Source organism: Chitinophaga sp. sic0106 (assembly GCF_019219075.1).
Taxonomy (GTDB): domain Bacteria; phylum Bacteroidota; class Bacteroidia; order Chitinophagales; family Chitinophagaceae; genus Chitinophaga.
Map to the genome: position 1 here is coordinate 395,455 of NZ_JAHUWJ010000004.1, position 14,689 is coordinate 410,143.

Annotated in this window: 7 protein-coding genes; all 7 read right to left on the reverse strand. The window is 47.6% G+C overall.

Features of this window, described 5'->3' with window-relative positions; all coding sequences use genetic code 11:
- Positions 1–3 precede the first annotated feature (3 nt).
- On the reverse strand, positions 4–918 hold the full coding sequence (locus KW844_RS08840) for a hypothetical protein (protein ID WP_218376350.1): 915 nt from the start codon (positions 916–918) through the stop codon (positions 4–6).
- A 25-nt stretch (positions 919–943) separates the two neighbouring features.
- Positions 944–2,761, reverse strand: a complete 1,818-nt coding sequence (locus KW844_RS08845; RefSeq protein WP_218376351.1) for a RagB/SusD family nutrient uptake outer membrane protein — start codon at positions 2,759–2,761, stop codon at positions 944–946.
- Between the two features lie 32 nt (positions 2,762–2,793).
- The gene (locus KW844_RS08850; RefSeq protein ID WP_218376352.1) at positions 2,794–5,982 is read right to left on the reverse strand and encodes a SusC/RagA family TonB-linked outer membrane protein; all 3,189 of its coding nucleotides are present in this window, start codon (positions 5,980–5,982) and stop codon (positions 2,794–2,796) included.
- 164 nt (positions 5,983–6,146) lie between these two features.
- On the reverse strand, positions 6,147–6,881 hold the full coding sequence (locus KW844_RS08855) for a DUF3826 domain-containing protein (protein WP_218376353.1): 735 nt from the start codon (positions 6,879–6,881) through the stop codon (positions 6,147–6,149).
- A 170-nt stretch (positions 6,882–7,051) separates the two neighbouring features.
- Complete coding sequence (locus KW844_RS08860; protein WP_218376354.1) at positions 7,052–9,478, reverse strand: glycoside hydrolase family 2 TIM barrel-domain containing protein; 2,427 nt, start codon at positions 9,476–9,478, stop codon at positions 7,052–7,054.
- 2 nt (positions 9,479–9,480) lie between these two features.
- A complete protein-coding gene (locus tag KW844_RS08865; protein WP_218376355.1) occupies positions 9,481–11,886 on the reverse strand; it encodes a family 78 glycoside hydrolase catalytic domain in 2,406 nt (801 codons plus the stop codon).
- A gap of 7 nt (positions 11,887–11,893) precedes the next feature.
- The gene (locus KW844_RS08870) at positions 11,894–14,680 is read right to left on the reverse strand and encodes a glycoside hydrolase N-terminal domain-containing protein (RefSeq protein ID WP_218376356.1); all 2,787 of its coding nucleotides are present in this window, start codon (positions 14,678–14,680) and stop codon (positions 11,894–11,896) included.
- Positions 14,681–14,689 lie beyond the last annotated feature (9 nt).

The window sequence follows — 14,689 nt, forward strand, 5'->3', positions numbered from 1 at the left end:
TAATTATCGTTCTATTTTTACATCTACGTTCACATAACTTGTCATCGCAGGAGATGTCCCGTTGGCGTAGTTAATCAGCAGGCATCCGTTTTTGCCGGAGGCCGTTCTAAAAAACACCAGGTTGCCGGAGGCCAGCTGGGTGATCCTGGTACTGGTACCGGATGCGAGATTTGTTTTTCCCGCGGCCTTGAGATCACCGGCAGACAACAGCCTATTAAAAGCAGGGCTGGTGGCCTTTTTCATGATGGTATTATTTTTAGTCCAGCTCGTCAGATCATAAAAAGGAATCTGGCCTTGGGGTGCATTCAGTGAATACAGGCAGAATCTCAGATCGTCGGTAGTGGATGGAGTGGACGAAGCGGTAGTATCATACATGATACCAAAATCAATTTTTGCTGAATTGGCGGCACCGGTGGTATAGCTAAACACTTCTCCTGTAGTAGCAGCCATATAGCAGGTATTGGTTTTGGCAGTGGTATCAGGGACCCTCAGCATACGCACGGTATAGTAGTAAAAGTCGGGATTTACAGTGATGGTGATATCCCTGGAACCAATATACGTACCTACAGAATCGTGTGCAACTATGCGATAGAGGAAGGTGCCATTCGTGGTATCTGCTTTTATTTTTATTATAGCACTGTACCTGTTTTCCTGTGTTTTGAGTGTATCCCTTACTACAAAAGCTGTCTGGTTCACGGGATTTTTCTGAATCCCAACGTACTTCATCACCCGCTGTGTCTGGATGCTAAAATCGAAAGTAATGCTGTCGCCGGGATTCACTGATATATCGCCGGTAACAGCTTTTTCACCACCTTTCAAAGTTACGGTAGCATAATTGCCATCAACGGGATCTACTTCTTTTTCACAGGCGGATAGTATTCCCAGAATGCAGGCGGCACCGATTAAATATTTTTTCATAATCATGCTGTTTTACAGTGATCGATTATTGGAATGGGTCAAAAGTACCACCAGACCAACCGTTGGTTTGCTGAATGATAGGAGTTCTGGTAAAGGTTGTCGGTAACGGATATACGTAGTATTTATCCGGCATGCTGATCGCATCCGCACCTTCCAGCGATGCCGGTGCCAGTTGCAGCACCCTGCGGTAGGTATCCGGATTTTGCAGGTTGAGGGTATCGCGAGGTTTAACACCGGAAGGATATACCCTATCCAGGTAGATTTTTGTCGCATCAGTACCGGTACCACCCACATACGGGCTGATGGGTGTTGGAATAAGTGACTCGCGGTTTGTCATGATTCCCAGGTTGCGGGTTCTCCTGAGGTCGTGGTAGCGCATACCTTCAAAAGCGAATTCAATTTGTCTTTCATTCAGCAGCAGCTTCCGCATAGAAATCACGTCAGTGGCGATGCTCAGGCCATAGTCATAATCCGCTTCATTGACGATACCGGCGCGTTTACGGATCAGTCGCACCATATCTTTAGCTTCCGCCAGTTTACCGGTTTCGTTGGCACATTCTGCCAGGTTAAGAATCACTTCGGCGAAGCGCATTTCTATCCAGTCCATTCCGCTGCCACCGCCACTGTTAGAGTTATAGGCAGCCTGTGCTGCGCTGATGCTTGGATTACAGAGTCGTTTACAATAAAAACCGGTTACGATCGTAGAAGGTGATTCTTCCGCTACGCCTTTGTAGGAATATTGAATTCTGCCAGCCTTTCCGCTGAGGGGCCAAACGTCTCCATTATAGGAAATTGTCGCTTTAAACCTTGGATCACGATTTTGCCAGAATATTACGGTGTCATATTTAGACCTGCTGTCGGTGATCGGCAAACCGTTACTCATAGTGTAGGCTTTCACCAGATTCCAGGTAGGTTGATTAGAACCGCCGCCACTCACCGTTTCAGAAAAAGGACGGGTAATCTGTTCGGTATTGACACCCAGGTCCTTGGTATTGGTATATTTCCTCACCAGCAAAATTTCCGAGTTGTCTTCCTGAATAAAAAGATTGCCATAACTCGGGATCAGGCTATATCCGTCATTCACACAGGCTGTATAGGCGGCCTTGCTGGCGGTGTAGGCAGCTTCCCAGCGGGAGCTTACATTACCGATATTAAATTGCGGGCTGGCCCAGTACAATAATATTTTTGCTTTTACGGCGAGTGCTGCGGCACGGGTGGCACGGCCAACGTCGTTGCCGGTCCATTTAGCCGGCAGATAAGCAGCTGCCGAATCACAGTCTGCCGCTATCTGTGCTACACATTCACTGGTTTTACTACGCGCTACCTGCAGGTCATCGTCTGCCTGTCCTTGTGCTTTCAACACTAATGGCACACCTCCGTATAAACGCACGAGGTTAAAATAAGCGTAGGCACGCAGGAAATAGAACTGCGACTTCAGGAGATTGCGGGAGGCCTGTGGTAGTGTTTTACTGGAATTTATACCTTCTATCCCCGTGTTACAGCGACGAATATCTGCATAACGGTTAGCCGTAAGGCCGGAAGAAGTACCGATATCCGTTACAGAATTCTCCGTCAATCTGCCGTACATGAAGTCGGCATTAATGTTATTGGTTTCATCAGAGGAGTTGTGGATACCTCCTACTGTTGGCCATTTCGGGATAATCATCGCGTAGGCCCGGTTCAGATACAGGCCTACAGCGCCCTCACTTTCCCACATCACCTCATCTTCAATCCCGTTAGGATCTTCAATTTCAAAGAAATTTTTATTGCAGGAAGTCAGCAGCATTGCAGAGAAAACGCCCGCAGTGGCTAAAGGCTTTATGATATGTTTGAGTAACTTCATATTCGTGGTTGTTAACGTGCGTAAATGTCGGTTTACAGACTGGCACCAATACCTACAGAAATAGTCCGGAGTGTAGGATATGAGGCAAAGTTGCTGGTGTATGGATCCTTATACTTTAATGGATTAACGATACTCCAGAGATTGGTACCGGTTACCATTACACGCAGATCCGGAATTTTCCACCTGGTAACGAGGTCCTTAGGCAGTGCGTACGACAATACAGCGTTGTTGATACGGCACTGGGTACCATTTACTGCCCAGAAAGTGGAGCTCTCCTTAATCAGCGGTGCGTCTGCACGCGGATACTTCGCATTCGGGTTTTCCGGTGTCCAGTGGTCATTCCAGAAAGATGGTGCGTTTTGCGTGGTGGTAGGTGCTTTCTTAGCTTCTGAATCATAGAAGGCCTTACCGCCGATGGAAAGATTCAGGTTAGTCTGTAATTTAAACTGACGATAGGTTACGCCCAGTGTGATACCAAATCCAACAATTGGTGCCGTACGATCGTACATCAGCGTGATATCATTATCATCAATTTTGCCGTCGTGGTTTACATCCTCATAGTTCATAAAGCCCACCTGTGGCTTCTGCCCACCGATGGTATAGTTCGGATTCTTTGCCAGAATCGCTTCTACTTCATCCTGTGAACGGAGTATGCCGGTAGCAATGTAACCGAAGTTGTTACCGTTATAGATTTTTGGATTTTTGCCGATCGGGTTTTCGATACCATCTTCACCAAACAGTCCCAGCGTAGCAGGACTATAATACTGTTGCAAAATCATGCTATTGGTCACGGCAAAGTTCACATCAGCAGAAAAGCCCCAGTCACGGTTGATATTATCCCGGTAACCGATGCCAAACTCTGCACCGTAAGAAATTGCCCTTCCGTAGTTTTGCACAGCCGTTATCAGACCAGAGCTCATTGGCACAATGCTCACATCCAGCTGGTTAAAGGCATCATAGGTATAACGGTGATAGAAATCGGCAGTGATATTGAGTTTAGATCTTAACATAGAGAGATCAAAACCTACGTTAACGGTACGGGCCTTTTCCCAGGTAGCTGCCGGGTTAGGATAAATGCTCGGGTCTAACCCATTCGTGAAGGCAGAACCAAAGAGCATACCGGTGGTTTGGGTAAACCTGTTCACATAGGTTTTGTTGGATACGCGGTCCTCACCTACTACCCCAACCATGGCACGTAGTTTCAGGTTATCGATGAATCTCACATTATCTCTGAAGAAGTCTTCCTCACTCACCCTCCAGCCCAAACCTACTGTTGGAAAGAATCCCCAGCGTTTATCAGGTGCAAAGTTGGAAGAGGCGTCCAAACGACCTATAAATTCTACCAGGTATTTATTGGCGAACGTGTAGTTTACACGGCTGATGTAGGAACGTTTTGCAAACTGTGTGGCCTGTGGATTACGAATCACAGATTGCAGGGTTGCCACCGTTGTAGGATCATCACTGAATGCCCAGAACTCATCAACCCCCATCACCAGCTGTTTGGTTTTGGTAAGAAAGATATTACGCGCTTCTGCCTCACTCTGATCAAAAGCTACTAACACACCAAAATCGTGCTGACCAATAGTCCTGGCATAGTTCAGCGTACCAATCAGCTGATAGCTGCTGGAGATGGTAGAACCTTCTGACAGTTGATCATTGTTAGTAATAGTAACCCATGGCGAGGTTGCAATAATGGAATCCGAGTATAGGAGACCGTTATTGCTATAACCTGTTTTCCAGACGTTGCCCACCTGGTAGGTTGGGTAGTATTGCTTGTCCATATTATTTCTGTTCAGCAATCCAAACTGCACCCTGGCGGACAAGCCTTTGATGAAATTAGGTCTATAGTCGAGGGAAGCATTGGTGCTGAGCCCCTGGGATTTGTTGCGGGTATAGTTGCCTGAGTTCAGCAATCCGAGCAGGCTCCAGTTACCCGGCGGGTTTGGACCGTTAAACGGCACAGGAATGCCCTGCACGGAGGTGGGCACCCATTTAGGCGTCAGGTATAACGCGCGGATGGTTTGATCATCCGTTTCGGCATTGGCTCCTTTCGCGGTTCCCCTGTACTCCTGGTTAAAGTCGGAAGAGAAGCTGATGTTGGCTGTTAGTCCATCAATGATTTTAGCATCAATCGAACCACGCACACTATATTTTTTCACTTTGATATCACCGTAGTTACCACCTTCGTCGTAGTAGCTACCGCCAGCAAAGAAGGTAACGCGGTCGGAGCCTCCGGATACATTGAGTGTATGGCGCATTACATTTCCGGGCTTCCAGAACTCATCGTACCAGGAGCGGTCGGGCATGGCCTTCAGCTTTTCCAGATCTGCCTCAGAGAAGCGGTTGGAATAGGCAGAGTTATTGGCTTCCCAACCGTCGTTCAGCATTTTACCGTGCTGGTATGGGGTCAGACTTTTAGTTTTCACGGCCTCTGTAGAGGTACCGAGGTAGCCGTTGTAGGTAATTCTTGGTTTACCTATTTTCCCTTTTTTGGTTGTAATGAGTACCACACCTTTTGCACCGGCAGCACCGTAAATGGCTGCGGAAGCGTCTTTTAAGAAAGTAATATCTTCAATCTGGCTCGCATCCAGGTTTTCAAAGAAATCCGGGTTGGGAGACTGATTATAGGTTGTAGGGTTTACAATGATACCATCGATCACATACAATGGTTGTGTGGTGGATGCCGTAGAACCAGGGAAGGTCATGGAGTTACGGATATTGATGTTGGTGGTAGATCCTGGTTTACCGGAGGAGTAGCTTACGCTTACCCCTGGCACCCTGTTGATCAGCGCACTACCGAGGTTGGCCACCGGCAGGTCTTCCACCTCTGAGCCTTTGATGTTGGCAATGGCACCCAACAGGTCTGCTTTCTTTTTACTGCCATACCCTACTACTACCACTTCGCCTACTCCTCTTTCTGAAGGAGCCAGCATAATGGTGGCGGGGAGATTGGCGGCTTTTGTTTCATAAAACGTATAACCGAGGTGGGATATCATCACCACAGCTTCTGCGGAAGGTACTTTAAGGGTAAACTTACCATCCGGACTGGTGGTGGTGGCAATGGTATTGTTTTTTACCCTTACGGTGGCACCCACGATCAGTTCGCCGGTTTTCTGGTCTTTGATGGTACCAGTAATCGTACGTTCCTGTGCGGCCACAGGTAGCGTGCTTACCAATAACAATAGTAACAGCAACGGTTTAATGTAACGTATGCAATTCATTGGCGTTCGTTTAAAAAATAGCTTGAGAGTTGAGTTTGGTTGAGTCTGTCAGACAATCACATCAGTCTGCTGCAGCCGCTGGAGGCGACTTACAGTATCATAGCAATTGGAATTTCATTAATCGTGGAAACCTTATTGGGTCAGGACAAACGTGGATGTTGGAATTACTTGGAATCTCTTCTTTCTTTCAGGCGCTGTTGCCAGGCTGCTGTTTCTTTTTTCAGGTCGTACCCTGCGGCGGATAAATAATTATTGATCCTGCCTTTATACTTACCGAATACTTTATGCTTATCGTCAGAGCTACCTTCATCCATGGCCAGTTCTCGTGCTTCCAGCAACCAGGTATAGATCTGTTCTTTCTGTGCAGTGGTGAGCTGCGGCAGCATATCCTGGTAGGCACTATAGGTGACGGGAAGTACGCGGTAGGTCATACCATCTTTTACCTGGTCTACCTGTTGCGGGTTCAGTTGCTTACCGAGGCTGGCAATAAAACGCTGATGCAGCGTGCGCAAGGCGTCATTCCGTTTTTCCTCCTGTTGTTTGATTGCAGTGGCATTGGATGAATCTGCCTTAATACCGGTTACTGCTGTTTTATACTGCTCATGCACTACATTCAGATCCATATATTGATGGACGATTGTGTTCATGACGGTATGGTAACGGGAGCTGTCTGTAATGTCTAAATTTTTTACAATCTTACTGGTCCTTTCTGTCAGTACTTTTTCATAATCCGGATTCACCTGCGCTTCACCGTGTAAAGAAAAACATACCAATGAAAAGCAAACAGACGAGGGAATGATAGTTTTGGAAAAAGAGGGCAAATATCTGCCTGCAGCGGATAGCCGACGCAAAGCAGCTGCCATGGGAGCACCATTCATAACACGGAATATCTTTTTCATGTCGCATCAGTTTTTCAGTCAGTCGAAAAAAACAGTGTGGATGCTGTTTTTTTCACCGGTTTAAAGATACCGGCAACAACCACCTTAACCAATGTAAGGTTTCACTATAAAGATGGAACATTTTACTATTTGCAGTATAAAATATCTCCGGGAACGATTGCGTAAATTTTTTACTTCTCCGAACGGATCGTAATGATGGCAGGACGGATACCGGCACTGGATGCCTTTAAGCGGATAATGCCTGTTTTGGGAGTTGATTGGATAATTGCCAGGGCCATCCCCTTCCAGCATTGCCGGGATGGATTTTTTAAGGAAAGGGTGTCTGCCTGGTAGCCGTTGTCGGTACCGGCGATTACCCCAGGGCCTTCAATGGAAAAATCTACCTGGTTATCTGCATATGGTACGGGGTTGCCGTTGGCGTCTGTTATTTGCAGGGTTACGTAGGATATATCCTTACCATCTGCCTTAATGATGTTATGATCTGCCTGCAAGGTAATCGCAGCGGGGGCTCCGGCGGTTTTGATTTCCTGTTGCAAAACCTGCTCACCATTTTTGCGGGATACGGCTTTGAGAGTACCGGCGGCAAAAGGCACCCGCCATAACAGGTGCAGCTCCTCCGGCCCTTTACGTTTCACACCCAGGGAGGTACCGTTCAGGTATAATTCCACTTCATCCGCATTATTGTAATATACCCATACATCCACCAGCTGGCCTGGCTGCCAGTTCCAGTGCGGAAACAGATGCAATACCGGTTTGTTGGTCCATTCCGATTGGTACATATAGTATACATCCTTCGGAAAGCCTGCCAGATCAATGATACCGTAGTAAGAACTCCGCGCCGGCCATGGGTATGGAATAGGTTCTCCCAGAAAATCAAAACCACTCCATACAAACAAGCCAGAGAGATAGTCATGCTTTCGGATGATTTTCCAGGTGGTTTCATGCGTACTGCCCCAATAGGCCGCTACCTGGTCGTAGGCAGACACCGTGAAATCCGGATTTCCATTTTCCACTATTTTCTGCGGGGATTTTGCCGGCCAAAAATAGGTACTATCGGAAGGCAGGCCATAGTGCCCTCTGGTAGCAAAGGCCGACATATTTTCGGTTCCGAGAAAAATTTCTCCGGGATAATATTTTTTGAAATCTTCGTAGACTTCATGGTGATAGTTAAGCCCAATCACATCCAGTGCATGGGACTTGTAAATAAAATTCTTTTCAGGATTCCATTCACTCAGGGCGCAGGTCACCGGGCGGGTGGAGTCTACTGCCTTTATAATCGCAACCAGTTCCTTGCCCAGCGTGATGCCGGTACTGTCGAACTGTTCCCGGATTTCATTGCCAATGCTCCACATAAATACGGAAGGGTGATTGCGGTCGCGCAGCACCATATCTTCCAGGTCCTGCTTGTGCCAGGCTTCAAAATCCGAGTAGTAGTCGTACTTGTTCTTTTTCTTCCCCCACATGTCGAATGCTTCTACCATTACGAGGATACCCATTTTATCACACAGATCCAGAAACTCGGGTGCCGGCGGATTGTGGGCGGTGCGGATGGCGTTACATCCCATGGCCTTGAGGATTTCCAGCTGCCGTTCCATGGCGCGGACATTGACTGCGGCGCCGAGTGCGCCCAGGTCGTGGTGCATACAAACACCTTTAATTTTCAGCGGCTGTTCATTTAGGAAAAATCCTTTTTCGCTATCGAATCTACAGGAGCGTATACCCGTTACCGTTACCATACTATCCAGTATTTGCCGGCCATTCATTAAAAGGGATACTACTTTATAACAATGCGGATTATCTACTGACCAGGCAATTACATTGGGGATAAGCGTCATCGTGGTTGGTGCGGTCTGTCCTTTATCCTCGAGTATTATATTACGGGAGATGGTATCGGCCACGAGTATCCCGGCGGCATCGTAAATTTTTGTTTGCAGCTGACAGGTTAGTGCGGTACCGGTATGGTTATGCAGACCGGCCTTAATCTGTATCACTCCTGTTGCAGTAGCGGCGGCTCCATTACTTTGATAACGGGTAGTTACAAATATCCCATTCCTGTCAAAAGCAGCTTTATTGCTCAATACTAATCGCACGTTGCGATAGATCCCGGAACCGGTGTACCAGCGGGAGTTAGGCTGGCGACTATTATCTACCCTTACCGCCAGCACATTCTTCTCCCCAAACCTGATGTAGGGTGTAAGTTCATACGCAAAGGAGATGTACCCATTTGGTCGCTTACCCAGGTAATGCCCGTTGATCCATACTTCACTGCCGCGGTAAATGCCGTCAAACTCAATACGCAATTCTTTTCCTGACTCCTTTGCCGGAAGCGTAAAAGTTTTCCGGTACCAGCCGATACCGGCAGGCAGCGCTCCTCCCTGTGTGGTGGCCGGTGCCGCAGCTGAAAAATTTCCTTCAATGCTCCAGTCGTGTGGCAGGTTGAGCTGACGCCATTTTGTATCGTTGAATTTTGGCTGACTGGCCAGGGTATCATCTCCCAACATAAACTTCCAATGGTTATTAAAATCTGATTGAGCATAGGAATGCTGCATCAGCAAACACAACAGCAGCAATATATTTATGTTGGAGATTATTTTCATGATTATTCAGTTACAGTGAACAGATATTTTCCGGAGCTAACCTTAATGGCTGTACGATTATTTTCAATCATTACTTTTGAAAGCTTCTGCGCATTCTGCGTGATAACAGCATTTGTCTTAGCAGGCAGGCAAATGGTAGCAGTTGAATTAGGGGGAATTTCCACGGTGAGTTCAAATATTTTGTCCGACTTTTTCCAATCCACGGCAATCGTACCTGCAACGCTACCATAGCGGGAATGCACCCACCGGATATCACCTACTGGTGCAGGTTTGATGATTATATGTCTGAAGCCGGCTGAAGTATCTGCCTGCGAGATACCTGCCAATCCTGCATAAAACCATTCCATCAGGTGGCCAAGCATAAAGTGATTATTTGACACAAATTCATATGCCTGCCAGCTTTCCGTCAGTGCGGTAGCGCCATGCCTGATCTGGTAGCCGTATCCCGGCACATCGTCACGGGAATTCATATCAAACACTACGTCGTTTCTATCACCTTCCTGCAGGGCCTGCAATACATAGCGATAACCGATATCTCCAGCCGTAAGGGCATTATTTCGTTTACGTATATCCGTTACCAAAGCGTCCAATACCGCTTTACGTTTGGCAGCAGGTACCAGGTGCATATATAATGCCATGGCATTAGCGGTTTGGCTGGCGGAGTCATACTGCTGGTGCTTGCGATCAAAAAAAGTTTTATTGAAAGCCGTTTTCACCTTTGCTGCCTGCTTATTGTAGGCAGAGGCATCTTTCTTTTTCCCGAGCAACTTGGCCACCCTGGCCATAATGGCAAGATCATAATAATAAGTAGCCGTTGCCGTTATACCCATTTTTGTCATCTGAGAAAAGCCGGACCTTTGTGGACCGATGTCAAACCAATCACCCAGTCCATGGGTAATGATATTTTTGTTGCTACGCCCTTTCAGGTAGGCCACATATTGCTGCATCATGTCATAGGCCTCTGCGATGGACTGCTTGTCGCCATACCAGCGGTAGTTATTCCATGGCACGATAACGGCCGCGCTTCCCCACTCCGGCGATTCGTCGAAAGGTGCCGTAAAGCGGGTAAACTCCGGTACTATCTCCGGGATTTTACCATCCGGGTATTGCGCGTTCTTCATATCGAAAATTGCCTTACGATAATGTGTGGAGATGTCGTAATTGTAAGATACCGATGGCCCCATCAGGTAGGTTTGTTCCAGCCAGCCCAGCTTTTCGCGGTGCGGGCAATCGGTAAAAACACTCATTGTGTTGCTGGTAATAGCATGATCTATGAGTATAAATATTTTGTTGAGGAGGTCATTGGAACAGCTAAAAATACCCATACGATCACCGGCAGAACTAATTGCATCGTTGTTAATGCTTAACAGCTCAGGTTTGCCTGCCTGCTTATTTCCTGCCAGCCGTACCACCTGTATATAACGGTGACCATAATACGTAAATCGTGGTTGCCAGACTTCCGGTTCCGCTACCGTACTGCCTCTGAGCACATAGGTGAGTACATAAGGCGATCCGGTTGCTTTTTGATTAACAGTTCCGTCCTTATTCACCAGTTCACCTGGAAACAAACGGATGGTATCCCCCTTACGCCCCCATACCTGTATTTGCGGTACTGCGGCTGTATTCTGGCCAAAATCGTAAATAGTTGTATCACTCACTTGCCAATACTTCCTTACTTCATATCGCCGCGTTTTTCGCACGGGAGCATTTATTTGCGCCACCAATGGCACCGGTTGGGTTAGCAAAGCAGATTTCCAGCCATCAGCCTTAAACCTTGGATGATTCCACCCGGCTTGTTCCCGCTGTGCATCATAATCCTCCCCTCCATAGATGCTGGAGAAATAGATGGGCGACGGGGCTGTTTGCCAGGTTTCATCGGATACAATATCGGCGGTTGAACCATCAGTATACTGCAATTGTAAATGCAGGATCATCTTCGGATAACCATACGCACCGGTCATTTTACGGTAGCGCTCTCCTGGAATGTAGTAAAACCCATTACCCAGCATCATACCAATAGCGTTGGCACCTTGTTTAAGCTGATGCTTAACATCATAAGTAACATATTGCGCAGCGCGACTATAATCTGTCCATCCAGGCTCAAGAAAGCAGTCGCCTGTTTTGGCGCCATTTATACTCAGCTCATATTGCCCCAGTCCAGATACATATAATACTGCAGCCTGTAGCGGCTTGCTTACCACAAACTCTTTTCGGAACATTGGCAGCACATCTTTTCGTGGTCCCCAGGCCTTTTTACCGTTGCCGTGTATATGCGGTACTATGATAGCAGAATCAGGGATGTTCTCATATGCGATCCACCTGGCATTTTTCCAGATGGCTGAGTCCTGCGCTAAGGCATTACCGGAAAGTATCAATATTATAAAACAACACCAACAGCGCTTCATCATATAGGGTTTACAATTTTTCCAAATTACCATTGTATGTATACAGCCCGTCTTTCACAGTGGATATCTTCACCACTTTCCCTTTGTATCGCAGTACCAACGGCTGTCCGGCTTTTGATTTTATGGTGAGATAATTAAGTGCGCTATTCTTCCATCCCATGTTGATTTCAAAACCTCCTCTCGCGCAGAGTCCTTTGATTTCGCCATCAGGGATTTCAGATGGCAGTGCCGGCAAAATATCGATATAGTGTGTATGGCTCTGGACGAGCATTTCAGCCATACCAGCCGCACCTCCAAAATTACCATCGATCTGGAAAGGCGGGTGTGCATCAAAGAGGTTAGGGTAACTTCCGGCGCCCTTGCTGGCAGGCGAAAGCAGCATACCAATCATTTTGAAAGTATGATCAGCGTCTTTAAACCGTGCCCAGAAATTTATTTTCCATGCCAGGCTCCAGCCTGTAGCGGCATCACCGCGGTACAGCAAGGATTGCTTTGCAGCGTTTACCAGCTCCGGTGTTTCATCCAGGTTGATTTCCTTCCCCGGATACAGGCCCCAGAGGTGGGATACATGGCGGTGCTTATCGCCGGGATCATCTACATCCTGCATCCACTCCTGCAACTGCCCATGCTTACCAACTTTATTTGGCGCTATTTGCGGATACTTTGCCTTCAGTGTTTCGCGGAAATCAGCGTCTACCTGTAATACTTCACTGGCCTCGATTACATTTTTAAACAATGATCTGATGATCTGATGATCCATGGTAGGGCCCATCACCAGGCCGCCATGCTCCGGCGAGTTGGACGGACCGCTGATCAAAAACCCGCTGGCAGGATCTTTCACGAGGTAAGCATTAAAAAATTCGGCTGCTTCCTTCATGGCCGGATAGCCATAAATGCGTAGAAAATCTTTGTCCTGGGTAAACAGATAATGCTCCCACAGGTGCTCACACAGCCAGGCGCCACCAGTGACCCATATGCCATGGTTGGCAGCATTAATAGGTGCGGTACCACGCCACAGGTCTGTATTGTGATGCAGCACCCATCCAGGCGCCTTGTAATAAGCCTGCGCAGTTTGGTGCCCTGTCACTCTTAGTTCATCAATCATTTTAAACAATGGCTGATGCATAGGTGATAAGTTCAGCAACTCCGCCGGCCAGTAGTTCATTTCCAGGTTGATATTGGTGGTATACTTACTGCCCCATGGCGGCGACATCAAATCATTCCAGATACCCTGCAGGTTAGCGGGCCGCGTACCCGGGCGGGAAGCTGCTATCAGCAGATAACGGGCGTACTGCATGTACAGTGCTGCAAAAGGCGCATCTGCCGATTGGGTAAAACGAATAATGCGCTCATCCGTAGGCAGCGCCTCGTTGGCCGACTTACCAAAGTTAACGGAGAAGGTATTGAAGTACTGCTGATATTCCCTGAGATGTGCTGCTTTTATCTCTTCAAAAGATTTCCCGCCTGCTGCTTTTATAACCTGCTGACAAGCTACGTCTGGCTTGCCATGTACATCTTTGAAGTTCACATAGCTGGTGGCTGCTGCCAGTAGAATATCCGCGGCATCTGCCTGCTGGATATCAATTCTATCTGCCAACACACTTACCTTACCGCCATGAGCATTTACTTTCAGGTAGCTGGTACCTGACAACTCCCCTTCACGCACCTTGAATTCTATCGTGAGCATGGATTGTTCCGCCTCAGTATGCAGTGTAGCTTTATGTGGACTCGTCAGGCGGATCACCGTGCTGATGCTGGCTTTCTTACTGGCGCCGAGGTGAATAGCCAATACCTGATCCGGCTGGCTAACGAGGTACTGTCGGGTATAGTCTGTCCCCTCTACCTGGTAAGACACTGCAGCCACAGCGGTTTGGAGGTCCAGCTCTCTTTTATAATTTTTTACTTTTCCTGTGTGATTGAATTCCAGGGAGATGTCACCGAATGGCAGGTAGTTGGCCTGGTATTTCCCTACTGCCGGCGGCTCATCATTTTGCACAAAGTATTTCCATGGTCCGTGCAGGGAAATAGCGGGAGTATTTTTTTCAGGAAGATATAGGCCGATGTGGCGCGTCGTGTCTTTGTAACCGGTGATACCACCTTTGTCGGTAAAGTTGAGTACCAGCACGGCTACGGTATTTTTACCCACATGCAGCAAGCCCGCCGGCACCTTGTATTTGCGTCCTTCCGTATTTTGCTGGGAGCCCACCAGTTTGCCGTTGATATACGTATAGTCGTAGTCACGGACCCGGTTCAGGTCCAGGATCATTTCCTGACCTGCATATGCCGACGGTACCTCAAAAGTTTTGCGTAGCCACACTGCGCCATCCAATCCATCGAACCCTATGGCTTCCCAACCATCATACGATGGCAGTGGCATAGACTTCCAGGCACTGTCGTTATAACGTTCCATAGCGGCCGCCTGGTTGGTGCGCACTTCTCTTATCCAGTTGAATTTTTCAACTTCATTACTTTTAAGTCCCATGAATTCTTTTTCAGCAAGGGCTTCGGCGGCTTTTTGGTCGCCATTGAAAAGCAGCTGCCGCAGTGTATCCAGGTATTTAAAGGCGCCTGTGCGGTTGTAATTCCTGGGACCACCCGTCCACAGCGTTTCTTCGTTGAACTGGATATGATCTTTTTCCACGCCGCCAAATACCATGGCGCCAATACGCCCATTGCCGATGGGCAGTGCTTCTGTCCATTTCACCGCCGGCTGTTTATACCAGAGCCTTAACTCCTGCGCATATACGAAACTGTTGCTGATCAACAGTGCCGCAACTATTATAAATTTGATCCTCATAGCTACTTT

Excerpts from the sequence above, each read along its gene's own strand:
- KW844_RS08850 (WP_218376352.1), bottom strand. The coding sequence starts at position 5,982 with ATGAATTGCATACGTTACATTAAACCGTTGCTGTTACTATTGTTATTG.
- KW844_RS08845 (WP_218376351.1), bottom strand. The coding sequence starts at position 2,761 with ATGAAGTTACTCAAACATATCATAAAGCCTTTAGCCACTGCGGGCGTT.
- KW844_RS08860 (WP_218376354.1), bottom strand. The coding sequence starts at position 9,478 with ATGAAAATAATCTCCAACATAAATATATTGCTGCTGTTGTGTTTGCTG.
- KW844_RS08840 (WP_218376350.1), bottom strand. The coding sequence starts at position 918 with ATGAAAAAATATTTAATCGGTGCCGCCTGCATTCTGGGAATACTATCC.
- KW844_RS08865 (WP_218376355.1), bottom strand. The coding sequence starts at position 11,886 with ATGATGAAGCGCTGTTGGTGTTGTTTTATAATATTGATACTTTCCGGT.
- KW844_RS08870 (WP_218376356.1), bottom strand. The coding sequence starts at position 14,680 with ATGAGGATCAAATTTATAATAGTTGCGGCACTGTTGATCAGCAACAGT.
- KW844_RS08855 (WP_218376353.1), bottom strand. The coding sequence starts at position 6,881 with ATGAAAAAGATATTCCGTGTTATGAATGGTGCTCCCATGGCAGCTGCT.